This is a genomic window from Candidatus Planktophila lacus, assembly GCF_002288325.1.
Classification (GTDB): Bacteria; Actinomycetota; Actinomycetes; order Nanopelagicales; family Nanopelagicaceae; genus Planktophila; species Planktophila lacus.
In genome coordinates, this window is record NZ_CP016780.1 from 781,891 (window position 1) to 804,254 (window position 22,364).

Here is a 22,364-nt window from a genome sequence, read left to right on the forward strand (position 1 = left end):
CTTAATCCAGGCGCTTCGTGGCCCTCGGTGATGAAGGAGTCAGCAGACGTGTCTAACTTTGATCTCGTAGTTTTAGGTGGCGGCAGTGGCGGTTACGCAGCTGCACTACGCGGCGCACAACTCGGACTATCCGTAGCGCTAATCGAGGCAGATAAATTAGGCGGCACTTGTCTTCACCGCGGATGCATCCCAACTAAGGCCCTGCTCCATGCCGGTGAGATTGCAGACGGCGCACGCGATGCGAGCCACTTCGGCGTAAATGCAACTTTTAACTCGATAGATATGACTGGCGTGAACGCCTATAAAGATGGCGTCATAACTAAGTTACATAAAGGCCTGCAAGGTCTAGTTAAGTCTCGCAACATCACCTTTATCGAAGGCCACGGAAAACTGGTCGCTAAAGACACCATCGAAGTAAACGGTGCTCGATATACCGGAAAAAATATTCTCCTTGCAACAGGTTCATATGCACGCACTCTGCCTGGTTTAGATATAGATGGAAAGAAAGTCATCACATCTGATCAGGCGATGAAGATGGAATATGTGCCAAAGAGCGTAATTGTTCTGGGTGGCGGAGTTATCGGATGTGAGTTTGCATCAGTCTGGAAATCATTCGGTGCAGAAGTAACAATTATTGAAGGCTTGCCACATCTTGTGGCTCTCGAAGATGAGTCATCAAGCAAGCAGCTAGAGCGCGCCTACCGCAAGCGTGGAATCAATTTCGAACTCGGCGTTCGCTTCAAATCTCATACAGTGACGGCTGACGGCGTAACTATCACGCTGGAAGATGGAAAGACTTTTACCGCGGAAGTCCTCTTGGTCGCTGTTGGCCGCGGTCCGGTTTCGGCCAACCTGGGTTATGAAGAACAAGGCATCGCCATGGATCGTGGATACGTTTTGGTTGATAACAAATGCCGTACCAATGTGCCAGGTATTTGGGCAGTTGGAGATTTAATTCCAACTCTGCAGCTCGCTCATGTTGGTTTCGGTGAAGGCATTTTGGTTGCTGAAGAAATCGCAGGACTTAACCCACGCCCAATTAACTATGACGGTGTTCCGCGCGTTACGTACTCAGAACCAGAAGTTGCCTCAGTTGGTCTAACAACTGCGCAAGCAAAAGAGCGCGGTTACGATGTTGTTGAACTTAATTACGACCTAGCCGGAAACGGTAAGGCGCAGATTCTGCGCACTGCGGGTTCGATAAAGTTAGTCTCGCAAAAAGGTGGACCAGTTCTAGGAATTCACATGGTCGGTTCACGTGTCGGTGAACTACTTGCCGAAGCGCAATTAATCTTTAACTGGGAAGCATCAGCAGATGATGTTGCTCCATTGATTCACGCCCACCCAACGCTTTCTGAAGCAATGGGTGAAGCGCATATGGCACTTGCCGGCAAACCACTTCACGCTCACGGATAGAGAATAGGAAAACGCAATGACTTTCTCAGTAACTATGCCAGCACTTGGCGAAAGTGTCAGCGAAGGTACAGTCACACGTTGGCTTAAATCCGAAGGCGATCATGTCGCAATGGATGAACCACTCCTTGAAGTATCAACCGACAAAGTCGATACCGAAATTCCTTCACCAGTTGCCGGTATCTTGCAGAAAATAGTTGTTGCAATCGATCAGACAGTTCCAGTTGGAGCAGAGCTTGCAATCATCGCCGATGGCGCTGCGCCTGCTTCGACTCCTGCACCCGCAGCGCCCGTTGCTGCTGCACCAGTAACTCCGCCTCCTGCAGCGCCAGTTGTTGCTGCGCCAGTTACTCCCCCTCCTGCAGCGCCAGTTGCTGCTGCGCCTGCAACATCTGCCGGAACCATTATTACTATGCCAGCACTTGGCGAGAGCGTTAGCGAAGGAACTGTTACGCGCTGGTTAAAGGGCGTCGGAGATTCAGTCGCAATTGATGAAGCTCTTCTCGAAGTTTCAACTGACAAAGTTGATACCGAAATTCCTTCACCTGTTGCCGGAACAATTCTCTCAATCGATGTTCCTGTTGATTCAACTGTTCCAGTTGGAGCGCGTCTGGCAGTTATTGGCGGTTCAGGAGCTTCTGCACCTGTTGCACCTGCTGCAACTCCCCCTGCTGCACCAGTTGTTGCACCAGTTGCTGCACCAGTTGCTGCACCAGTTATTTCTGCTCCAGCGCCAGTAGCACCACCAGCGCCCGCACCTGTTGCTGCAAGCGCACCTGTTTCACAACCTGCTGATGCTTATGTAACTCCAATCGTTCGTAAGTTAGCGAATGATCTCGGAGTAAATCTGGCAAGCGTTAAGGGCACTGGTATCGGTGGCCGAATTCGTAAGGAAGATGTTGAGGCGGCTGCACCAAAGAGCGCAGCTCCCGTTCCAACAACAACAGCGGCGCCTGCACAACGTTCTGCTGCCGCACCAGTTGTTGCAACATCTCCACTTCGCGGAACTACCGTCACTATGTCACGTCTGCGTAAAGTCATTGCAGCGCGCATGGTCGAATCACTTCAAGTAAGTGCGCAGCTAACAACGGTCATCGAAGTAGATGTCACCAAGATTGCTCGTCTACGCGATCGCTCAAAGGCGACGTTCGAAGCGCGTGAAGGTGTGAAACTCTCATTCCTTCCTTTCTTTGCCGTTGCAGTTTGCGAAGCGCTCAAGCAGCACCCAGTACTTAACTCATCAGTTGAAGGCGACCAGATCATTTATCACGGCGCAGAACATCTCGGCGTTGCCGTTGATACTGAACGTGGATTGTTGGTTCCAGTTATCCATAACGCAGGTGACCTAAATATGGGTGGTATCGCACGCAAGATTTCTGATCTCGCAGCACGCACCCGCGACAACAAGGTCACACCTGATGAACTCGGTGGCGGAACTTTTACGCTAACAAATACCGGAAGCCGCGGTGCGCTCTTTGATACTCCGATCATCAATCAGCCACAGGTTGCAATCCTTGGTCTCGGAGCAGTTGTTAAGCGTCCAATGGTCGTGAAGGGTGAAGATGGCGGCGAAACAATTGCAATTCGTTCCATGGTCTACCTTGGACTTTCCTACGATCATCGCGTTGTCGATGGCGCAGATGCTGCTCGTTTCCTAGTCACTCTCAAAGAGCGACTTGAAGGCGGCGCTTTCGAATCAGATCTAGGTCTCTAAACTTCTATGTCAGTTCCACAACGTATCGCCATAACTGGCGCATCCGGTCTTATCGGAAGCGCGCTAGTCGGGCATCTGAAATCTGAAGGCCATACTGTTCAGCGCCTGGTTCGTCGCGCAACTGTTGCACCTGATGAGATTCAGTGGGATCCCAAGACAGGTTATGTAGATATCGAAGCGCTACGTGGCGTGGATGCCGTTATTCACTTAGCTGGCGTTGGAGTTGGCGATAAGCGTTGGACCAAACGATATAAATCAGAGATTCTAAATTCACGCTTACTCGGAACAACTGCGATCGCTAACGCAGTTGTTGAAGTAAAGCCACAGGTCTTTATCTCAGCAAGTGCAATTGGTTGGTATGGAGATTCTGGAAATCGCGCTGTTGTTGAAAGCGATTTTGTAGGTAACGACTTCTTAGCTGCAGTTTGCCGCGAATGGGAAGGTGCTGCCGACCTCGCCGGAGACGTACGCACTGTAAAGCTGCGCACTGGTTTAGTTCTTGATCCAACTGGTGGCGCGCTCGGTCGCATGTTGCCACTCTTTAGATTCGGACTTGGCGGAAAACTCGGTTCCGGTAAGCAATGGTGGTCTTGGATAACTCTCCACGACGTAGTCCGTGCGATTATCTTTGCGCTCGAACACCCAATTGCAGGACCGGTAAACCTAACAACTCCCAACCCTGTTACCAACCAAGAATTTACCGCTGCCCTTGCCCGCGCAATGAATCGACCTGCGCTCTTTCCGGCACCGGCAATTGCGCTAAAGATCGCACTCGGTGGTTTTTCAAGCGAAGTTCTGGGTTCTAAGAAAGTTATGCCTAACGCTCTAAGCGATGCAGGATTTGTTTGGGATTACCCGCACATTACCAACGCCTTAACGGCGTTGATCGATCAATAACTGCTCTGCCGCTTTTCTGCCCGAAAGCAAAGCACCGTTCTGCGAAGGCGATTCTAGATAATCTCCCGCACAAGAAATATTCTTTTCAATCTTCACTGCTTGGCGCTTTATAAATCCTGGCTCAAATAAAGGCAGCGCCGAGTTAATTTCATATTTAGCTAAGAATCTCCACTCTTCTGTCGATGCTCCCCACATCTGAGTTAGGTGGCGACGGACTTCAGATTCAGATGAATGTCTGATAGTTGTTGAAGAGATTAAGTGTTGACCGCTTGGTGCATAGGCGCGCGACAGGTTCGAGATAACAATTGAGTTAACAACCGGTCCGCGCGCTTGGCTATCAACGATTAACTCAGCGTTATCTGTTGGGGAAACTGAAGTTGAGTGGTACCAAGTTGTAGAGCTGGCTAAACGGCCAATTTCCTGAGCCCCTAACAGCTGTCCAGCAGTAGTTAGGTCGGTTGCAAGTATTACTCCAGTGGCATTGATTCTTCCTTTGTTGGTAAGAACGCCTTTGCTATTAATCTCTTCGACCTGGGTGTTGAAACGTAAATCTTTGATCTGCTTGGCCATGCGCGAAGCAAACTCCCCCACACCCTTTGACGGAATACCTGACTTTCCATTTATAAATGAGGCAATAACTTCTCGGCCGATAACTGCGCTAACTTGTGAAGGTTCGGCAAGGAAAACGCCCTGCAGAAAGGGTTTTAGAACTTTTCGGTAGAGATCAGCTGTTCCTGTGCGAAGCAGGTGTTCTTCTACGCTCTCATTCTCATTGGGGGCAGAAGTTAAATACCGAAGAAAACTTGCCTTCGCAAAAATACCGCCCGTCTTGCTTGAGAATATTGAGAAAAGGGATGAGCGCGGATCTCCTAGCCTTGTGATTCCATCAGCGCTTGTTACCCCAACCGTGCGCGGAGCAACTTTAAAATCTACGCCCTCAAGATAATTGCCGTTCTTTATCTCGGAGTAATTTGCATTTATCAACTGGAAGCCGCGATCTAAAATAAATCCATCGATCTGATCACTGGCAACCCGACCACCCGCACGATCGGATGCCTCAATTACAACAACATCTGCACCGTTTTTCTGCAAGGTAATAGCTGCGCTCATTCCAGCTAAGCCCGCACCCACAACCAGATACATAACGGGGTTATCGCAGAATTATCAGGTGCACTAGTTATTTGTTCTGTAGCTTTGAAGGCCACCAGATTTTTGGTCCGATCTCGTGAACCAACGCTGGAACCAGAATTGAACGAACGATGATGGTATCTAGCAGAACACCAAATGCGACTGCGAATCCCAACTGGGCTAGAGGCACCAGCGGCAATAGACCGAGTACGGCAAAGGTCGCAGCTAAGACAATTCCTGCAGATGTAATTACCGCTCCTGTGACCGTAACCCCCTTAGTCACGCCAGCGCGAGTGCCAATCTTGGCGCTCTCTTCTCGCACGCGAGTCATCAGGAAGATGTTGTAGTCAATACCAAGTGCAACTAAGAAGATAAATGCAAACAATGGGAATGAGTTATCTCCTCCTGCAAATCCAAAGACATGGTTAAAGACCAGCGCACAAACGCCCAGGGTTGCGAAGTAACTAAGTACAACTGTTCCGAGCAGCACCACTGCACTCACAATGCTTCGGAGTAAGACTCCAAGTATCAGAGTGATGACAAGCAAAATAATTGGAATAATTGTTCTGTTATCTCGATTATTCGCTGTACGTACATCGAAGTAGACAGCACTTGTTCCGCCTACGAGTGATGTTGAATCCGCAGCGTGTGCGAGTTCGCGAATCTTTGGAATGTCATTTCCGGCCTCCACGCTATCCGGAGCCTTATCCAAGGTCACATTCAATATGGCCCGCCCATTTACGATTTTGACCTCAGGGGTGGGTCCGCCTTCTAACGCCATTCCATCAAACATCGGAACAACTTCAGTTACTCCCGGTGCGTTTTTAACGGCTGCAGTTACTGCGCCAATTTTATCGGCAGCGACAACTATCTGAGTTGGGTCGCCTTGCCCACCAGGGAAGTGCTTCTCCAGTAAACGCTGACCAACAACAGATTCAGGCTTACCGGTAAATGTGTCAACTGTACCGATTCCGTCTGCTTTCAAAGTTGTCGATGCGCTAGCGAAAGCCAGTAATACAACGCCAGTAATAATCCATGCCTTACGAGGATTGCCCGCGATTGAATTAGAAATTTTTGACCAAGAGCCACTCATGACATGGTCATCGCCATCGTTCTTCGGAACTCGTGGCCAGAAGATCCAGCGACCAAAGATAAGAAGGAGCGCAGGAAGAAGAGTAAGAATCGTAAACATCGATACAACGATCCCGATTGCACCAATGGGTCCTAGACCAGCTGTGTTGGTTAACTGGCTAAAGAGCAGAACTAAAAGTGAGATAGCGACGGTAGAACCAGAAGCCAAGATTGGCTCCCAAACACCTTTATAAGCAGCGCGCATCGCATCAAAGCGGTTCTCAAATAAATGTAACTCTTCGCGATATCGAGCGATTAAGAGAAGCGCGTAATCTGTTGCTGCGCCAATAACTAGTACCGAAAGGATTCCTTGGGATTGTCCATCAACGTCGATGATGTCGTTCTTAGCTAGAAGGTAGACAATTCCACCCGCGGTAGAGAGTGCAAAAAGCGCTGAAAGTAAAGGAATTATCCAAAGAATTGGTGAGCGATAAACAACGATCAAGATTACTGCAACTACGCCGAGCGTGGTTAGCAATAACTTAGAATCGATATCACCAAAGGCGCCAAAGAGATCGCCGAGCAATCCTGCGGGACCCGTTACGTAAGGTTCAAATCCATTTGCCTTAGCTATTGGTTCGAGATCCTCGCGCAAAGCCTCGACCACCGCTGGAAGAACCGGCTCATCATTTGGAAGAAGTTTCGAAATCGCGTTCCCATCAAGTGGAATGTTTGCAAGTAACGCTTCTCCATCTTGCGAAGGAAAGACCGAGATACCGGAGCCAGGAGCAAGGAATTCAGAGATCTTTGCGGAGGTTCCTGCCAAAGTTAGGTTTCCAACTTGTAGTACTCGCTCATTAATCGCTGCAAATGTTGCTGGCGTGGAGCTACCTTCAAAGAGAACTAGTGCTGGGAAGTTAAATGAATCCTGAGAGGAAAATAGCTTTATCTGATCAGCAGCCAAAGTTGCTTCAGCGCCCTTAGGCAAGAATGAGGAGTTGTTGTTCTCCTGAACTGAAGTCAACTTTCCAAATAGCGGTCCAAAGATGCCAGTTATGACAAACCAGAGGATTACAACCAACATCGCCCAAGCAAAGGGCTTACGGTTCTTTTGGACGTTCTGCATTTGGAAGTTTTGTGACACGTTGAGATGGCCTTTCGGTGCGTGGATCGAGCTGATTTCGCTAGGTGCATAGCCTACCTTTAGGCTGTGCATGTGGCTCTACAAGAAGCACCTAGCACGCCAGTGATCGAAATCTCGCGCGCTGGATTAGTGGAGTATGAGCAAGCACTCGCAAGGCAGCGCCAGTTTCATCAAGAGGTTGTTGCTGGCACGCGTCCCAACTCGCTTATTTTGTTGGAGCATCCTTCTGTCTTTACTGCCGGAAAAAGAACTCAGGACTTTGAACGACCTACCGATGGCACACCAGTGATTGATGTGGATCGCGGCGGGCGAATAACTTGGCACGGACCAGGGCAACTCGTCGGTTACCCAATTGTTAAATTGCTTAAGCCAACCGAACTTGTCGGTTTTGTTAGAACGCTCGAATCCGCGCTGATCGAAATCTGTTCACATTTTGGGATCGAATCGCAAAGAGTTGAAGGTCGCTCAGGAGTATGGGTCTGTGATGACAAGGGAGAGCGAAAAATTTCGGCGATTGGAATTCGCGTCGCCTCCGGGGTCACAATGCATGGTTTTGCGTTAAATGTGAGCCCTGACCTAACTGCCTTTGAACAGATCGTGCCCTGCGGAATAGATGATGCTGCTGTGACCTCTATGGCGCGCGAACTTGGGCGTGAAATTAGCATTCCTGAGGTGGCTTCGATCGTTGAGAAAGCGATAACCGCTGCACTCGGTAAGGTAAGCGCATGAGCATCGCTCCAGATGGACGTAAGTTACTTCGCATTGAGGCTCGCAATACCGAGACCCCAATCGAAAGAAAACCAGAGTGGATCAAGACTCGTGCAAACATGGGTCCCGAATACACCAGACTTCGTTCGCTAGTTAAAAGTGAAGGTCTCCACACAGTCTGCCAAGAAGCGGCCTGTCCTAATATTTTTGAATGTTGGGAAGATAAAGAAGCAACATTTTTGATAGGTGGTGATCGTTGCACTCGTCGCTGCGATTTCTGCAATATCGATACCGGTAAGCCTCTTCCAATTGATCGCGAAGAGCCACGCAAGGTTGCCGAATCGGTTAAGAGCATGGGACTTAAATACGCAACTATTACTGGAGTAACTCGCGATGATCTTCCAGATGAAGGTGCTTGGTTATATGCCGAAACTATCCGTCAGGTACACGAGTTAAACCCTGGTTGCGGCGTTGAAATGTTGGCGCCAGATTTTCATGCCAAGCCAGAGCTGCTAAATCAGATTTTTGAAACGAAGCCAGAAGTATTTGCTCATAATTTGGAGACGGTCCCCCGCATTTTCAAGCGAATCCGTCCCGCATTTACCTACGAGAAATCACTACACGTGATCAATCTGGCCCGCGAATATGGTTTGATCACCAAATCGAATCTAATTCTAGGACTCGGTGAAACCCGCGAAGAGATTTCTCAAGCTTTGGTTGATTTACAAGATGCGGGCTGTGACTTGATTACCATCACTCAATACCTTCGTCCTACAAATAAACATCATCCTGTTGAGCGTTGGGTAAAGCCTGAAGAGTTTGTTGAGCTCGCTGCTGAAGCAAAAGAAGTTGGCTTCCTTGGAGTTATGAGTGGCCCACTTGTTCGCTCGAGCTATCGCGCAGGCAAGTTGTATAAGCAAGCCCAAGAGGCTCGCGTGGCTCAAGGTTCAAACCTTGGCTGAAGTCGTTTATCCACCTGTAATCGTTGCGCTAAAAACTTTTTGGAAGTATCTCGGCCTGCAATTTACCTTTACTGGTGAAGCGCACATCCCACGCAAAGGTGGCGCAATTCTTGCAATGAACCACATTGGTTATTTGGATTTTGCGCTAATTGGTACCGCAGCACTGCCTGCCAACCGACTTGTACGCTTTATGGCAAAGAAGGAAATCTTCGATAATAAGTTAGCCGGACCGCTTATGCGCGGCATGCACCATATAAATGTTGATCGCAATAACGGTTCGGCATCATTCGTCGCAGCGCTCAGAGCGTTACGTAGCGGTGAGATCGTCGGCATATTTCCAGAAGGAACTATCTCGAAAAGTTTTGAGATCAAAGATTTGAAATCAGGCGCAGTCCGCTTAGCAATGGGTTCTAACGTGCCAGTTATCCCAGCAGTTATTTGGGGCTCGCAAAGAATTTGGACTAAGGGCGTAAAGCGAGATCTCCGTCGCAAAAACGTTCCAATCTATGTAACTTTCGGTGAGCCACTTCACTTTGAAAAAGGTAGCGATGTCGAAGCTGGTGAAAAAATCCTTCGGGAAAAGTTGATCGCTTTACTGCATGAAGTCCAGGAAAGTTACCCAGATAGCCATATCGGCCAACGCTGGGCGCCGCTGCGTCTTGGTGGTACGGCACCTGCTCCCCTAAACTAACGATCATGTTTAAGAAGAAGGCGAAAGAGCCAAAAGTTAAAAAGGTCCGTTTCAAAACTTTCCGCGATGCTTACTCCGTTACCAAGAGCGTTAAACCTTGGATCGGTGCTGGAATATTCGGTGTCTTTGCAATCACTTGGTCTATCGGTATCTCAACAGGGTTAGTTGTTGGTCATCCGATCTACCTTGGCTTTGTATCGCTGCCCGTCGCGGCTCTTGCGGCGATGTTCTTCTTCACGCGCATTGCAGCTTCTGCCGCATACGTTTCGATTGAGGGACAGATCGGTGCCGGAGCAAGCGTTTTGATGGCGATTCGTAAAGGTTGGGTTACCACGCCAGCCGTTGCAGTTACTAAGAATCAAGATATGGTCCATCGCAGTATTGGACGTGCCGGAATTGTTATCACTGGTGAAGGCACCCAAGCGGTGCGGATGATGTTGCAAGATGAGCGAAAGAGATCTGAGCGATTTGCGCCAGGCGTTCCTGTTACTGAAGTTTATGTCGGTGATGGCCCTGGCCAAGTTCCACTTCGTAAATTACAGAAGCACCTGACAAAGTTGCCTAAGAAATTATCTGCTCACCAGATGCGTGAAGTTCGTGCGCGCTTTAAGGCCGTCGGCGGAATGTCGATACCAATTCCAAAGGGGCCAATGCCAAAGGGCGTTCGTATTCCTAAAAGGTAGGTTTTCTTAAATCTAGAAGTTTTGTACCGCTAATTCTTTCATGCAGCCCGCGACCATTTTCATCATAAGTAATTGCTGTTACTACTAAGCAGAGCAGCACTGTGCGGATAAATGATTGGCGTAGCGACGGATTAGCACCGCTCTGAAAATTGACTACCTTGACCCGAATCGCGCGATGGCCGGCGGTCGCTCCCCCAAGGGCGGTAAGTAAAAAGGTTTCGATGAAAAAGACGGCCAGAGTCCACGTTGTGTCACCGATAAGCCCGAAGGCGATTGCGTAACACATCAGCCAATCGATGGTCAGGCCCAAAAGGCGGCGGCCGAGGCTGATCTGATGTTTCATGGCGTGAGCCTACCGAGTGTGTGGCTAGCTTTCAGGAAGGTTTTACATGGCTGTAACACGCCAGTTATGTCAAAAGGTCCTTTAAGTCTTAGGGTTTACCCAGATCGGTCGCCCTCAAAGGTGAGGCCCCGAGTACACCTGGCAGATATCAATTCGGCCTTAGACTCGAAAAATTCGATTACATGAGGAGTTCGATTAATGTTTAAAAATGCAGCAGAAGTTTTTGCTTACATCAAGAAAGAAGATGTAAAGCTCGTCGATGTTCGCTTTACCGATCTACCCGGTATTCAGCATCACTTCAACGTTCCAGTTGAATCATTCGATGAAGCAGTTTTCACTGATGGCCTAATGTTCGATGGTTCATCAATCCGCGGATTCCAGTCAATCCACGAATCAGATATGAAGTTGCTGCCAATTCCATCTTCAGCATTTATCGATCCATTCCGCTTGGAAAAGACACTAGTCATTCTCTTCTCTGTCCATAACCCATCTGATAACTCTCCTTACTCACGCGATCCTCGTGGAGTTGTTGCAAAGGCTGTTGATTATTTGAAGTCAACTGGAATTGCAGATCAGGCTTTCTTCGCACCTGAAGCTGAGTTCTACGTTTTCGATGCAGTGCGCTTTAGTACTGGAATCAATGAGTCTTTCCATCACATCGATTCTTATGAAGGTGCTTGGAATACCGGCATCGTCGCAGACCCAGATGGAACTCCAAACCGTGGATACCGCACACGCGTTAAGGGTGGATATTTCCCAGTTTCACCAACTGATCAATTCCCAGATCTTCGCGATGAGATGGTTATGGAACTTGGTCGCGCTGGCTTGCTCGTTGAGCGCTCACACCACGAAGTTGGTACCGCAGGACAGATGGAAATTAACTACCGCTTTACCGACATCCTCAGCGCCGGCGATGAATTGATGAAGTTTAAGTACATCATTCGAAACGTTGCCTGGGAAGGTGGCAAGACTGCAACCTTTATGCCAAAGCCACTCTTCGGAGATAACGGTTCAGGTATGCACGTTCACCAATCACTTTGGAAAGATGGCAAGCCACTCTTCTTCGAAGCAGGAACATACGGAGATCTCTCCGATATGGCTCGTTGGTATATCGGCGGGCTCTTGAAGCACGCTCCATCACTTCTTGCATTCACCAACCCAACTGTTAACTCATACCGTCGTTTGGTTCCAGGTTACGAAGCGCCGGTAAACCTCGTTTACTCAGCGCGTAACCGTTCTGCATGTATCCGTATTCCAATTACAGGTTCATCACCAAAGGCAAAGCGCATTGAGTTCCGTTGCCCAGATCCATCATCAAATCCATACCTAGCATTCGCCGCAATGTTGATGGCCGGTATCGATGGAATCGTTAACAAGATCGAGCCACCTGCTCCAGTTGATAAGGATCTCTACGAACTCGAAGGTGCAGAAGCTGCAGCAATTCCTCAGGTTCCAGGTTCCCTTGATGCTGTTCTAGATAGCCTCGAAAAGGATCACGAATTCCTTACAAAGGGTGGAGTCTTCTCAGAAGACTTGATCTCAACATGGATCGAATGGAAGCGTAAGAACGAAGTTGATTACGTTCGCTTGCGTCCACATCCAGCAGAGTTTGAACTCTACTTCGATATTTAAGTTGGAGTAAGTCTAGTTTTAACTAGCAACAGCCCCGTCGAATCTTCGGCGGGGCTTTTGCTTTACCTTGTACTCTTTACAACATGATCTTGGATCTCTTAATTGCAATCTTCTTCCTCTTTGTAGGAATCGAGATAACTGCGACGCTTACTCATCCAAAGCAAGTGCTTCTGCCCGCTATCGCAGCGCTTGGCGGAATGGTTATACCTGCATCGATATTCCTTATACTAAATCCTGGATCACAAGCGTGGGCAACTGCCATGCCTACTGATCTGGCTCTGGCTCTTGGCGTGTTCGCACTTTTAGGAAAGAGTGCCAACCCTGCAGTTCGGATATTTCTCTTAACGCTGGCGGTTGCCGATGATCTGTTCTCACTTATCGTGCTCGCTATTTTCTATGGAGATCAACTGGACATGGCGCACGGTGCATCGACTTTGGGGGCAGCAGCCCTAGGCGCTAGCCTCGCAATAATTCCGAAATTTCCAGTTAAGCAAGTTGTCGCAATTCTCTCGCCACTTTGTACATTCTTTGTAATCCCCGTTTATGTCATCGCTAAATTAAGCCAAGGAATCTCAATGGATTCCATTACCTCTGAGACCGCGATTTCATTAACAATTGCACGCGTAATCGGCAAGATACTCGGCATAACCCTTTTCGCATGGTTAGCCATTACGCTAAATATCGTTCGGCTTCCTAGCGCTTTGAAATTATCTGAAATAGCTGGAGTTGGAGCATTGGCTGGCATGGGTTTAACCGTCGCACTTGTCATCTCTGAAGTTGCCGTTGAAAGCAAAGAAATTCAAGGCGATGTCAAGACAGGATTAATTATCTCAGCGTTAATCTCTGGAATGGTTGGTTATATATGGCTCAAAAAGCCTCTTGCGCTTTAATTTCTTTTCTCGCTAGTAGGTAATGGCCACCACCACCTATCGCAAGCGCAAGAAGCACGCCCACATTAGCAAAAGCCCAACTACCTTCTTTGCCGCCGATGATAAAGAGCAAGTAACCCTGCCAAGAAAGCCAGCTAGCAAAGGTATTAGTTACGAAACCCCAACCAATAAATGTTCCTATTGCCATGATTGAAAGCGACCTCTTATTCCAAGAGCCGTAGCGGCCACATTCGCTGTAAAGATCTTCCTCCGAATATGCGTGTTTACGAAGAAGCACATCAGTTACAAAGATCGCTGACCAAGTAGCGATTGGAACACCTAAGGTGATTAAAAAACCTTGGAATGGGTAGAAGAAATTATCGGCAATCCAAACAATATAGATCGTGCCAAATAGCATCACCGCACCGTCAATTATCGCTGCGATATGTCTCTTAACCGGAAGACCAATCGAGATAAGAGTTAGCCCCGATGAGTAAAGGTCGAGAATTGCTCCGCCTACCAATCCCAGGATGGCGATCAAGGCAAAGATAGCTAAATACCAAGTAGGAAGAATTGTGGTTAGCGCACCGATGGGATCCATGGCAATTGCCTCATTTAGCTTTGGATCACTGCCGGAAAGTGCGGCGCCATAAATCACCAGAATAATTGGAACGATAGATGCGCCAAGAACTGTCCAGCCTACGACAGATTTACTAGAAGTCGTTCTTGGTAAATATCTGGAGTAATCGGCTGCTGCATTAACCCAGCCCAGACCTATGCCAGTTATGCCAAAAATTAGTGCGCCGATAAATGCTTGGATGTTGCCTGAAGGAAGCGCTGAGACGCTCTCCCAGTTAACTTGATCAAGCGTCAGAGCAATATAAATCAGCGTTGCAAACACAGTTACGAGAGTTAAATACTTCTGCAAGCGCATGATTACTTTATGGCCGAGTACTCCCCCATAAATAGTTAGTGAAACAGCGAGGGCAAATCCAATCACCATTGCTAGATCATGATTAATATGCCCAATTCGGATAAAGATTGTTCCGGTGGCAAGAGTTGCAAGAGAGACTAAAACCGTTTCCCAACCAACAAAGATTAGGTAGGACAAGAGACCGGGAACGATATTTCCTTTTACTCCGAAGACAGCGCGAGAAAGCACCATCGTTGGCGCACTCGATTTCTTTCCTGCGATTGAACTAAGCCCCACTAAAAGGAATGAAAGGACTGTGCCAAGTACCGCGGCCAGCGTTGCTTGCCAGAAGGAGATGCCAAATCCCAGGAAGAAGGAGCCGTAGGAAAGCGCTAATAAAGAGACGTTCGCCCCACACCACGGCCAGAAGAGAGAGGACGCCTTGCCCGCACGTTCATTCTCGGCGATGACATTTGTTCCATTAAGTTCTAGTTGCATCTTTTCCTTCATCTTTTTTGGTGCAAGTCTAGGGCTTACTTCTCTTTACGTTGGTAAGAAGAGAATTCGCCAATTAGCGAAAATCCAACCTTTTCGTATGCGCGCTTGGCGCTAAAGTTTCCAGCGAAGACTCCTAAGCCAACATGTGCAATACCTCTGCTATTTGCAGTTGAGAGCATTCGCGAGACAAGTGTCTGGGCCAAACCTTTGGAACGATAATCCGAATGTGTTGCAATAGATGCAAACATCACTTCTCCAGTTCGCCATTTGACCAGGGCGCCAGTTGCTACCAGTTGATCATCTTTGCGAATCGCTCCCCAAAAGAGAACTTCTTCATTTCCTGGCCAAACCGAAGAGTTTGGAGCATGCACTTCAAGTAGCGCCTTTACCTCTTCATTGTTCGTCGCTTCGTCGGCACCTTCAAAAATCGCGAATGTATAAGTATCTATTGAGTAGAAATCCCAATCTGCGCGATGGGTAAAGCTATCTAAATTGACTTCAATTCCGCGTGATGTCGCTACGCGGTCGCATGCCAGAATTTTTGGATTTCTGCCAAGCGCCATTGCGAAGATAGATCCATCTTCATCCTTTACGGAAAAACTTAGATTTTCAGGATCTACAATTGCCTCAATAAATTTGTGCTCTGGTGAATACGTAGTAAAGGTCTCAAAGAATTTAGGCCTACCTTCCAGAAGTTCAAGTACTTGACGATGGTCTTTAATCGAGGAAGAAGTCAAGAAGAAAATCCGTTGTTCCAGGAACGACCGAGTACTTTTCAAGATCTGTTACTCCGACAGATGCTAGAACTTCGTCATCTACGAAGAAGTTTCCGGTGCAATCTTTCGATTCGCGATTGAGAATTGCATAGGCCGCATCAGCCAAAATCTCTGGCGTTCTGCAAGCGGCGGTATCAATTCCAGGAATCATCTGCAAAGCCGCGGTATCAATCGCTGTGCGTGGCCATAAGGCATTTACGGCAATTCCTGTTTTGCGAAACTCTTCAGACATTCCAAGCACGCACATCGACATGCCGTACTTCGCCATTGTGTATGCCACGTGGTGCTGAAACCACTTCGCCTTCATAGAAAGCGGCGGAGAGAGCGTGAGAATGTGAGGATTGCGTCCGGCCTTTGCGGATTCACGAAGATGCGGAATTGCAGCCTGAGAAGTCAAGAATGTACCTCGCACATTTACGTCAAACATCAAATCAAAACGCTTGGCTGGTGTTGCCTCTGTTGGCGTTAAATTGATGGCGCTTGCGTTATTGATCAAAATATCTATGCCACCGAACTCTTGCGCTGCCTGATTTACAGCAGCTGCAATTTGCTCTTCATCTCTTAAATCGCATTGGATTGGCAGCGCTACTCCGCCAGCATCGCGAATCTCTTGAGCAGCTGAGTGAATAGTTCCGGGCAGCTTTGGATTGGGTTCGGAAGTCTTCGCGGCAATTGCAACTGATGCTCCGTCACGAGCTGCGCGTAGGGCTATTGCCAGACCGATACCTCTCGAACCTCCAGTAATAAAGATTCGCTTTCCTGAAAGATCTCCTGAGATGGTCATCATTTACCCTTCTTAGCCATAAAGTTCATAAACGCTTCCATCGCTTCTTCGGATTGAAGGGCGAGTGAGAAGAGTTCAAATTCTGCTTTCATAACCGCGGCAACGGCATCGTGCTTGCTCGCCTTCAAAAGCGCCTTGGTGTTGATCATCGCTTGTGGTGGTTGCTCTGAGATATGAGTTGCGATTTCCAGGGCTTCACGCAAAGGATCTGATGCAATTGATGCAACTAGACCCATCTCTTTCGCGCTATCGGCTCCAAAACTTTCTCCGGTCATAAAAATCTTCGCAGCTCTCTGATATCCAACTAAAAGAGGAAAGAGATAACTTGAGCCCGCTTCTGGAACTAATCCGAGTGATGCAAATGGCATGGAAAACTTGGCACTTGGTCCTGCCACTACAACATCGCAATGCAACAACATCGTTGTTCCAACTCCGACGGCATTTCCCTTTACTGCGGCGATTAGCGGTTTTGGAAACTCGAGTAGCGAACCAAGAAAACGAGCAACGTCACTGTCTTCATTAGTTGGTGGATTAGCTAAAAAATCTGCAATGTCATTCCCTGCGGTGAAATGATCGCCCTCAGAAGTGATGATCAATGCGCGAACTCCAAAGTCGCCGGCCGCCTCATTTAGCCCATTTGCAAGGCCCGCATACATCTCACGTGTGAGCGCATTCATTTTTTCGGGGCGGTTAAAGGAGAGGATCTGTATCGATCCCTCACGCCGGCTGGTGATTTGATCCATGCCCGAATACTACTCGCCAGTAAAACTAAGACTCACCAAGGTTTAAGTCGCCTGAACCTCATAAGTGAGTCGTACCCTTAAGCATTCCCTGAAACTTCCCCAGCAAAGAGGGCCCACGCTCGGTGGACCTTCCTTAAGCGCCATTACCGTCTGCGGTAATCGGAAAGGAAGACAATGTCGTTACTTTCATGGAAGCTCCACGGAGACGGAAAGAGTGTATCTGCTGGAGGAGTCGTATCAACAGATGAAAGACTTACTTGGCCTCGCACAATCGGAGTCGGTCTACAACATATCGCTGCGATGTTTGGTGCAACGTTTCTAGTTCCGATTATTACTGGCTTCTCCCCTACAACAACTCTATTCTTTTCAGGAATTGGAACCATCCTCTTCCTAATAATCACCAAAAATAGAGTTCCAAGTTATCTAGGTTCATCCTTCGCATTTCTAGGGCCAATCGCAGCCGCAATGACAGCAGCTGGAACTGGTGGCGGAATGGCAGCAGCACTTGGCGGAATCGTCTTTACCGGCGTTGTTCTAGCCTTGGTTGGTCTTGCAGTTCGCGCAGCGGGAATCGGGTGGATTAACTGGCTACTTCCACCAGTTGTAACTGGAACGATCGTTATGTTGATCGGTTTCAACTTGGCAGGTGCTGCAAAAGGTAACTTCACCAAGGAACCACTAATTGCGATCATTACGCTTGCGAGCATCGGTGTAATCGGTGCATTCTCAAAAGGCTTTATGAGCCGCATCAGTATCTTCTTGGGACTTGTTGTTGGTTACGTTGTCGCGCTAGCCATGGGCGATGTCGATACAAAGGGAATCTCAGCAGCTGCTTGGTTCGATACCCCAACATTTACAACGCCAACATTTAGCACCAACATCATGATCCTCTTCTTACCTGTCGTTCTTGTTTTGATCGCAGAGAACGTCGGCCATGTTAAAGCCGTCGCTGCGATGACCGGAAAAGATCTAGATGATCAAATGGGCAATGCGTTGATGGCAGATGGACTTGCAACTACTGTTGCTGGTTTCGGTGGTGGCTCTGGAACAACTACTTATGCAGAAAATATTGGAGTAATGGCGGCAACTCGCGTTTACTCAACTGCTGCATATTGGATCGCTGGCATTGGAGCAATCTTGCTATCGCTATCACCAAAATTTGGCGCAGTGCTTAGCGCTACTCCAGCTGGCGCCCTTGGTGGCGTATCAACAGCGCTCTTCGGAATGATCGGCATCTTGGGTGCGAGAATCTGGATCGAGAGCAAAGTTGATTTCTCTAACTCAACCAACTTACTGATTGCAGCATCTGCTCTAATCATGGGTATTGCTGACTATTCATGGACCCAAGGCGATTACACCTTCACAGGTATCGTCAACGGAACACTGGTTGCTGTAATCGGTTATCGAGTGCTCCATGCAATTTCGAAAGCTCGGGGCAATTAACCAGTAAGTAATTAACTACCGAATAGGCGGGCCAAGAAATTGGTCCGCCTATTTCTTTCCCACATCATTTAATATTTGGTTAGAATTCTGAAATGGTTATCCCATCGCGCTTGATTGAATACATCATCGCCGCGATGATAATTATTCTGGCGCCCGGTCCTAGCGTCTTGTTTGTAATTGCCCGCGCCATTGCCTGGGGAAGAAAAGTCGCAGTCTTTACAGTTGCCGGCAATGTAACCGGCGCATTCTTTTTATCTTCGCTTGTTGCTTTCGGTTTAGGTCCAATCCTTTCAAGGTCTGACCTTGCTTACTCCGCAGTGCAATGGGGTGGCGGTGGATATCTGGTCTTCCTAGGAATAACCGCAATTAGGGCGCGCAAGATTGCCGCTGCTGATATGAAGAGCCAAGGAAGCGTCGTTCCAACCTTCTGGCGTTCTGTGCGTGATGGTTTCTGGGTTGGTGCGCTAAATCCTAAAGGTTTAGTTTTCTATGCCGCAGTCCTGCCTCAGTTTGTAGATATCGATCGCGGAAATGTAACTGGACAATTACTCTTTCTCGGCGCGCTCTTTTCGATTTTAGCTTTTATCTCAGATGGAACATGGGGGCTCTTGGCGGGAACAGCGCGGGCATGGCTGGCAAGTGATGAGAAACGGTTAGAACTTTTAAGATTTATTGGTGGTTGTGTGATGATTATCTTGGGTCTATTGGTGATCGCGTCAGCCCTTCGTGATTTAATCAATACATGAGTTCATCAACTAATGCCAAGATAGTTAAACCCGAAAAACCCGCGCGCGACACTATTGCGCCATCGGATCTAACCTTTGGGCTTTCTACTTGCAAGCGTTGCCTTTGGATTAAGTACTGGTTTAAAGTCACGATGCCTGGCCAATTTCCTTTAGTTAAACCTCTCTCATCTGCGCAAGAAGAACATTTCCGCCGCGCATCGATGCCTGATCTTGATCCATCACTTGCGCCGGGCGTTGTTAAGCAATGGGGGCAATGGGTTAAGAGCGCACCTATTGAGATCAATGGTGAGGCAACCCGTTGGCGGATTCTTGGAATTTACGACCTGCTCGCACACTATGACGATGGCAGTGTAGGAATCATCGACTGCAAGGTCTCGGATTCAGATCGCGATAACGCGCAGTTCTATGCGCCGCAGCTTGAGGCTTACGCCTACGCGCTCGAAAATCCTGAAAAGGGTAAACCCTTCCCCGTTTCATCAATGGGTCTGCTGGTCTGGAAGTTAGCCGGAGTTACACCGACAGCAGATGGCGCTCATGGCTTTGGCGTAACCCAGCATTATCTCCATGTCACGCGTGATCAAGCGCAATTTAAATCTTTGATCGCCGATTTGATAAACGTTATCGAGGGCGAACTACCTGATGCAGGGGTGGATTGCGATACCTGCAACTACTTAACTAAGCGCTTATCTTTAGAGAGTTAACTAACCCTCTTCGTCTTCGGTACTTTTCTTCGCCTTCGTTGCATATGTATCGACATACTCTTGTCCTGATAAGGCTTGGATAGTCTCCATGATTTGATCAGTGACATCACGCAGGTGCTGTAAATCCGTGGAATCGCCTTCAAAGTACATTGGCTCGCCGAAGATCATTTCAACGCGCATCACCTTTGGAACAACAGTTCCGGTTGGCTGAATCTTTTCGGTATTAAACATCGCTACTGGAATAATTGGAGCACCTGATTCGATTGCAAGACGTGCAATACCTGTTCGACCTTTATAGAGCCTGCCATCTGGTGAGCGCGTACCTTCAGGGTAGATACCCAGACACTTACCTTCAGCTAAAACTTTCAAACCGGTAATCAGCGCTGCTTCACTGCGACGACCACCAGAGCGATCAACCGGAACTTGACCGAGGGCGATAAAAGTTAACTTCTTTAGTAATCCCTTTGGGCCAGGTGATGTGAAGTATTCACTCTTTGCCAAAAAAGTGACCTTGCGCGGAACAACCAACGGCATGAATATGGAGTCACTAAAAGATAGGTGGTTAGAGGCGATGATCACCGGGCCAGAACCTGGAACGTGGCGCAGCCCCTTTACCTTCGGGCGAAAGAGCACCATTAAAAATGGCGTTAAGAATGCGCGCAGAATGCCGTAAGGCAGGTTGTTCATGGCGTTAATTTACCGCTTAACCAACCCATAACCAACCTAATGTGCGAATATGAACCATGGAGCGCAAGAGATGAGCGGAAAAGATCCTGGACATGGCGAGCCAGATGACGCCCATGAACGCGAGTTGATCGATTTGGAATTTCAATCAATGGTTGAAGGTCTATCACTCGATGAATCTTCTCCAACAACGTATTTAGATGAACTAGATAAATTTGAAGATCAGAATCGTTTTCAACCACCAGCACCACCAAAAGTTGGTTTAGGTGAAACTTTTAAGCGCGCTATAAATTCAATTAAGAAATGGAAGAACGGCCCAACCTTTCGCGACGACGATGGTGCCGCACTTTAAATTCTAGACAAATCAGCAACGCCAACTAATCCCGCGTTATTACCCAGTTCTGCTGGAACGATTTCGGGGTAAGGATGCTTTCCGGAGAATGGAATTAGGCTAAGTGCAGCTTTGCGCGTTGGTGACAAGAAAAGCTCACCGGCATCGATAACTCCCCCACCTAAAACGATGCAAGATGGATCGATCACCGCACAAAGCGATGCGATACCTGCTCCTAAGTAACTCGCCATCGTATTAAATGCAGCCAGAGCAACTGGATCTTCAGCGCGCGCTGCTTCAGTAATGTGATGGCCTTTAAGCCCTTCAAGGGTTCCATCACCACGAGCCAGTAAATTTCTTGCAAGGTCAGGGCTGGCGTTGATCGCTTCTCGTGCATGTCGCATCAGTGCCGAACCTGATGCATATTGTTCAAGGCAGCCACGAATTCCGCACCCGCAGAGATGTCCATCCGGCACAACGCGAATGTGTCCTAATTCAGCGCCTATTCCGAAAGCTCCTCTAAAGACAGAGCCATCAAGAATCAAGCCTCCACCGACTCCTGTGCCTAAAGTGAGCATCATTAAATCTTTACGACCGCGTCCTGCTCCAAATTTAAATTCACCCCACGCGGCAGAGTTTGCATCATTTTCTAAGACAATTCGATTGCCAATAATCTGCTTTAGTTCCTGAACTAGATTTACGCCGTTCCAACCAGCGATATTTGGAGTAGCCAGAATCGTTTGACGATCAGATGAGATAAATCCAGCCGCTGAAACACCGATCGATTCAACTGGGTATTCCTTTGATAATTCGTTTGCGACGTCGGCGATAGTTTGGGTTAACGCCTTACCACCTTCGCGCGGAGTATCACGGCGCGCAGTTGCCAGAATTTCTCCTGTTTGAGAGACAACCCCACCAAGGACCTTTGTGCCACCGACATCTATGCCGATGGTATTTGAATTATCTTTACTCATTAAGGTTCTTAAGGGCCCTTGATCTCGGTGAAGAAATCAGCCTTCTATATGTTCTTTGAGTTGCTTAAGTGCTGACTCGATTGTTGACTTCTCTTGCTTTGTAATCATCATCGCTGGAATAGGCATCGATAAACCAACCGAAAGTTCATAAGTAACCGAGGTCGTATCGGAGTCGAGGCTCTTGAGTAAATATGCGCCATCCATCTTCGTTAAAATATTGGCATCTTCTAGTGAGAAGGTGACCTTACTTGGCGCTTCTGCCCATTCGAAGTTTAGAGTCACAACATCTTTTACCGCGCCGGCATCAACCGACAGGGTGGCCTTGGTAGCGCGCCCTTGGCCATCGCTCTCCAAAACATCTACCTTCTTAAAGGCGCCTGACCATTGTGGGTAATCAGCAATTGCAAAAAGGGTGGCTGCTACCTGATCAAGTGGGGCATCGATGGAGATCGTTGAACTGCTCATATCGCTCATGGCTGTAGGTTACCTGAGAACGCTGTTAAAAAAGTACTTCGC

23 protein-coding genes are annotated in these 22,364 nt (G+C 48.1%); 13 read left to right on the forward strand and 10 right to left on the reverse strand.

The window, feature by feature from the left end; all coding sequences use genetic code 11:
- Window positions 1–48 precede the first annotated feature (48 nt).
- From lpdA to A1sIIB106_RS03940, 3 genes are read left to right on the forward strand one after another with little or no spacing between them, the layout of a single operon-like run.
- Window positions 49–1,416 carry a dihydrolipoyl dehydrogenase gene (gene lpdA, locus A1sIIB106_RS03930; protein WP_095677426.1) on the forward strand — a complete coding sequence of 456 codons (1,368 nt, stop codon included), beginning with the start codon at window positions 49–51 and terminating at the stop codon, window positions 1,414–1,416.
- A gap of 16 nt (window positions 1,417–1,432) precedes the next feature.
- On the forward strand, window positions 1,433–3,127 hold the full coding sequence (gene sucB / locus A1sIIB106_RS03935) for a 2-oxoglutarate dehydrogenase, E2 component, dihydrolipoamide succinyltransferase (RefSeq protein ID WP_095677427.1): 1,695 nt from the start codon (window positions 1,433–1,435) through the stop codon (window positions 3,125–3,127).
- A 6-nt stretch (window positions 3,128–3,133) separates the two neighbouring features.
- Window positions 3,134–4,024: a TIGR01777 family oxidoreductase gene (locus tag A1sIIB106_RS03940; protein WP_095671197.1), complete on the forward strand. Its 891-nt coding sequence runs from the start codon at window positions 3,134–3,136 to the stop codon at window positions 4,022–4,024.
- Here the strand turns inward: A1sIIB106_RS03940 and A1sIIB106_RS03945 are convergent.
- On the reverse strand, window positions 4,001–5,167 hold the full coding sequence (locus tag A1sIIB106_RS03945; RefSeq protein ID WP_095671198.1) for a protoporphyrinogen/coproporphyrinogen oxidase: 1,167 nt from the start codon (window positions 5,165–5,167) through the stop codon (window positions 4,001–4,003). The genes A1sIIB106_RS03940 and A1sIIB106_RS03945 overlap by 24 nt on opposite strands.
- Before the next feature lie 34 nt (window positions 5,168–5,201).
- Window positions 5,202–7,349, reverse strand: coding sequence for an MMPL family transporter (locus tag A1sIIB106_RS03950; RefSeq protein WP_223299350.1), 2,148 nt, complete (start codon window positions 7,347–7,349; stop codon window positions 5,202–5,204).
- Between the two features lie 90 nt (window positions 7,350–7,439).
- On the opposite strand from A1sIIB106_RS03950, the gene lipB reads away from it, so the two are divergent.
- The 4 genes from lipB to A1sIIB106_RS03970 are packed head-to-tail and all read left to right on the forward strand — an operon-like array spanning window position 7,440 to window position 10,411.
- Window positions 7,440–8,096 (forward strand): lipoyl(octanoyl) transferase LipB, encoded by a 657-nt coding sequence (lipB, locus tag A1sIIB106_RS03955; RefSeq protein ID WP_190276863.1) that lies wholly within the window; start codon window positions 7,440–7,442, stop codon window positions 8,094–8,096.
- The gene (lipA, locus tag A1sIIB106_RS03960) at window positions 8,093–9,037 is read left to right on the forward strand and encodes a lipoyl synthase (protein WP_095671199.1); all 945 of its coding nucleotides are present in this window, start codon (window positions 8,093–8,095) and stop codon (window positions 9,035–9,037) included. Before lipB ends, lipA begins: the two co-directional genes overlap by 4 nt.
- The gene (locus A1sIIB106_RS03965; RefSeq protein WP_095677428.1) at window positions 9,030–9,728 is read left to right on the forward strand and encodes a lysophospholipid acyltransferase family protein; all 699 of its coding nucleotides are present in this window, start codon (window positions 9,030–9,032) and stop codon (window positions 9,726–9,728) included. The genes lipA and A1sIIB106_RS03965 overlap by 8 nt, the downstream gene beginning before the upstream one ends.
- A gap of 5 nt (window positions 9,729–9,733) precedes the next feature.
- Entirely contained in the window at window positions 9,734–10,411 is a 678-nt protein-coding gene (locus tag A1sIIB106_RS03970; RefSeq protein WP_095671201.1) for a DUF4191 domain-containing protein, read from the forward strand.
- Here A1sIIB106_RS03970 and A1sIIB106_RS03975 read toward each other — a convergent pair.
- Window positions 10,401–10,754: an RDD family protein gene (locus tag A1sIIB106_RS03975; protein ID WP_095677429.1), complete on the reverse strand. Its 354-nt coding sequence runs from the start codon at window positions 10,752–10,754 to the stop codon at window positions 10,401–10,403. The genes A1sIIB106_RS03970 and A1sIIB106_RS03975 overlap by 11 nt on opposite strands.
- A gap of 198 nt (window positions 10,755–10,952) precedes the next feature.
- Here A1sIIB106_RS03975 and glnA point away from each other — a divergent pair, with 198 nt between their 5' ends.
- Together glnA and A1sIIB106_RS03985 are read left to right on the forward strand one after the other, a co-directional pair.
- Window positions 10,953–12,386: a type I glutamate--ammonia ligase gene (gene glnA, locus A1sIIB106_RS03980; RefSeq protein ID WP_095677430.1), complete on the forward strand. Its 1,434-nt coding sequence runs from the start codon at window positions 10,953–10,955 to the stop codon at window positions 12,384–12,386.
- Between the two features lie 41 nt (window positions 12,387–12,427).
- Window positions 12,428–13,276 (forward strand): Na+/H+ antiporter NhaA, encoded by an 849-nt coding sequence (locus A1sIIB106_RS03985; RefSeq protein WP_223299526.1) that lies wholly within the window; start codon window positions 12,428–12,430, stop codon window positions 13,274–13,276.
- Here the strand turns inward: A1sIIB106_RS03985 and A1sIIB106_RS03990 are convergent.
- Genes A1sIIB106_RS03990 through A1sIIB106_RS04005 form a run of 4 tightly spaced genes read right to left on the reverse strand, consistent with a single transcriptional unit; the run spans window position 13,254 to window position 16,969 of the window.
- On the reverse strand, window positions 13,254–14,678 hold the full coding sequence (locus A1sIIB106_RS03990; RefSeq protein ID WP_223299467.1) for a purine-cytosine permease family protein: 1,425 nt from the start codon (window positions 14,676–14,678) through the stop codon (window positions 13,254–13,256). The genes A1sIIB106_RS03985 and A1sIIB106_RS03990 overlap by 23 nt on opposite strands.
- Before the next feature lie 23 nt (window positions 14,679–14,701).
- Window positions 14,702–15,403, reverse strand: coding sequence for a GNAT family N-acetyltransferase (locus A1sIIB106_RS03995; protein ID WP_095677432.1), 702 nt, complete (start codon window positions 15,401–15,403; stop codon window positions 14,702–14,704).
- Entirely contained in the window at window positions 15,384–16,226 is an 843-nt protein-coding gene (locus A1sIIB106_RS04000) for an SDR family oxidoreductase (RefSeq protein ID WP_095677433.1), read from the reverse strand. The genes A1sIIB106_RS03995 and A1sIIB106_RS04000 overlap by 20 nt, the downstream gene beginning before the upstream one ends.
- Window positions 16,226–16,969 carry an enoyl-CoA hydratase-related protein gene (locus A1sIIB106_RS04005; RefSeq protein ID WP_095677434.1) on the reverse strand — a complete coding sequence of 248 codons (744 nt, stop codon included), beginning with the start codon at window positions 16,967–16,969 and terminating at the stop codon, window positions 16,226–16,228. Before A1sIIB106_RS04005 ends, A1sIIB106_RS04000 begins: the two co-directional genes overlap by 1 nt.
- 174 nt (window positions 16,970–17,143) lie before the next feature.
- Here A1sIIB106_RS04005 and A1sIIB106_RS04010 point away from each other — a divergent pair, with 174 nt between their 5' ends.
- The 3 genes from A1sIIB106_RS04010 to A1sIIB106_RS04020 all read left to right on the forward strand — a co-directional run bounded on the left by A1sIIB106_RS04010 (window position 17,144) and on the right by A1sIIB106_RS04020 (window position 19,859).
- The gene (locus A1sIIB106_RS04010) at window positions 17,144–18,412 is read left to right on the forward strand and encodes a uracil-xanthine permease family protein (RefSeq protein WP_095677435.1); all 1,269 of its coding nucleotides are present in this window, start codon (window positions 17,144–17,146) and stop codon (window positions 18,410–18,412) included.
- Window positions 18,413–18,504: 92 nt separating this feature from the next.
- Window positions 18,505–19,158, forward strand: coding sequence for a LysE family translocator (locus A1sIIB106_RS04015; RefSeq protein ID WP_095677436.1), 654 nt, complete (start codon window positions 18,505–18,507; stop codon window positions 19,156–19,158).
- A complete protein-coding gene (locus tag A1sIIB106_RS04020; protein WP_095677437.1) occupies window positions 19,155–19,859 on the forward strand; it encodes a PD-(D/E)XK nuclease family protein in 705 nt (234 codons plus the stop codon). The genes A1sIIB106_RS04015 and A1sIIB106_RS04020 overlap by 4 nt, the downstream gene beginning before the upstream one ends.
- Here the strand turns inward: A1sIIB106_RS04020 and A1sIIB106_RS04025 are convergent, their stop codons facing one another.
- Entirely contained in the window at window positions 19,860–20,495 is a 636-nt protein-coding gene (locus A1sIIB106_RS04025) for a lysophospholipid acyltransferase family protein (protein ID WP_095677868.1), read from the reverse strand.
- A gap of 100 nt (window positions 20,496–20,595) precedes the next feature.
- Here A1sIIB106_RS04025 and A1sIIB106_RS04030 point away from each other — a divergent pair, with 100 nt between their 5' ends.
- Window positions 20,596–20,895 carry a hypothetical protein gene (locus A1sIIB106_RS04030; RefSeq protein WP_125932388.1) on the forward strand — a complete coding sequence of 100 codons (300 nt, stop codon included), beginning with the start codon at window positions 20,596–20,598 and terminating at the stop codon, window positions 20,893–20,895.
- Here the strand turns inward: A1sIIB106_RS04030 and A1sIIB106_RS04035 are convergent.
- Both A1sIIB106_RS04035 and A1sIIB106_RS04040 read right to left on the reverse strand, forming a co-directional pair.
- Entirely contained in the window at window positions 20,892–21,848 is a 957-nt protein-coding gene (locus tag A1sIIB106_RS04035; RefSeq protein ID WP_095677438.1) for an ROK family glucokinase, read from the reverse strand. The two genes, A1sIIB106_RS04030 and A1sIIB106_RS04035, sit on opposite strands and share 4 nt — an antisense overlap.
- 36 nt (window positions 21,849–21,884) lie before the next feature.
- Window positions 21,885–22,322 carry an SRPBCC family protein gene (locus A1sIIB106_RS04040; RefSeq protein WP_095671214.1) on the reverse strand — a complete coding sequence of 146 codons (438 nt, stop codon included), beginning with the start codon at window positions 22,320–22,322 and terminating at the stop codon, window positions 21,885–21,887.
- Window positions 22,323–22,364: the final 42 nt, after the last annotated feature.

What these genes read in the sequence shown, in the direction of transcription:
- sucB (WP_095677427.1), top strand. Translation starts at nt 1,433, where the DNA reads ATGACTTTCTCAGTAACTATGCCAGCACTTGGCGAAAGTGTCAGCGAA.
- A1sIIB106_RS03940 (WP_095671197.1), top strand. Translation starts at nt 3,134, where the DNA reads ATGTCAGTTCCACAACGTATCGCCATAACTGGCGCATCCGGTCTTATC.
- A1sIIB106_RS03945 (WP_095671198.1), bottom strand. Translation starts at nt 5,167, where the DNA reads ATGTATCTGGTTGTGGGTGCGGGCTTAGCTGGAATGAGCGCAGCTATT.
- A1sIIB106_RS03950 (WP_223299350.1), bottom strand. Translation starts at nt 7,349, where the DNA reads ATGCAGAACGTCCAAAAGAACCGTAAGCCCTTTGCTTGGGCGATGTTG.
- lipA (WP_095671199.1), top strand. Translation starts at nt 8,093, where the DNA reads ATGAGCATCGCTCCAGATGGACGTAAGTTACTTCGCATTGAGGCTCGC.
- A1sIIB106_RS03970 (WP_095671201.1), top strand. Translation starts at nt 9,734, where the DNA reads ATGTTTAAGAAGAAGGCGAAAGAGCCAAAAGTTAAAAAGGTCCGTTTC.
- A1sIIB106_RS03975 (WP_095677429.1), bottom strand. Translation starts at nt 10,754, where the DNA reads ATGAAACATCAGATCAGCCTCGGCCGCCGCCTTTTGGGCCTGACCATC.
- glnA (WP_095677430.1), top strand. Translation starts at nt 10,953, where the DNA reads ATGTTTAAAAATGCAGCAGAAGTTTTTGCTTACATCAAGAAAGAAGAT.
- A1sIIB106_RS03990 (WP_223299467.1), bottom strand. Translation starts at nt 14,678, where the DNA reads ATGAAGGAAAAGATGCAACTAGAACTTAATGGAACAAATGTCATCGCC.
- A1sIIB106_RS04000 (WP_095677433.1), bottom strand. Translation starts at nt 16,226, where the DNA reads ATGACCATCTCAGGAGATCTTTCAGGAAAGCGAATCTTTATTACTGGA.
- A1sIIB106_RS04005 (WP_095677434.1), bottom strand. Translation starts at nt 16,969, where the DNA reads ATGGATCAAATCACCAGCCGGCGTGAGGGATCGATACAGATCCTCTCC.
- A1sIIB106_RS04010 (WP_095677435.1), top strand. Translation starts at nt 17,144, where the DNA reads ATGTCGTTACTTTCATGGAAGCTCCACGGAGACGGAAAGAGTGTATCT.
- A1sIIB106_RS04015 (WP_095677436.1), top strand. Translation starts at nt 18,505, where the DNA reads ATGGTTATCCCATCGCGCTTGATTGAATACATCATCGCCGCGATGATA.
- A1sIIB106_RS04020 (WP_095677437.1), top strand. Translation starts at nt 19,155, where the DNA reads ATGAGTTCATCAACTAATGCCAAGATAGTTAAACCCGAAAAACCCGCG.
- A1sIIB106_RS04025 (WP_095677868.1), bottom strand. Translation starts at nt 20,495, where the DNA reads ATGGTGCTCTTTCGCCCGAAGGTAAAGGGGCTGCGCCACGTTCCAGGT.
- A1sIIB106_RS04030 (WP_125932388.1), top strand. Translation starts at nt 20,596, where the DNA reads ATGAACCATGGAGCGCAAGAGATGAGCGGAAAAGATCCTGGACATGGC.
- A1sIIB106_RS04035 (WP_095677438.1), bottom strand. Translation starts at nt 21,848, where the DNA reads ATGAGTAAAGATAATTCAAATACCATCGGCATAGATGTCGGTGGCACA.
- A1sIIB106_RS04040 (WP_095671214.1), bottom strand. Translation starts at nt 22,322, where the DNA reads ATGAGCGATATGAGCAGTTCAACGATCTCCATCGATGCCCCACTTGAT.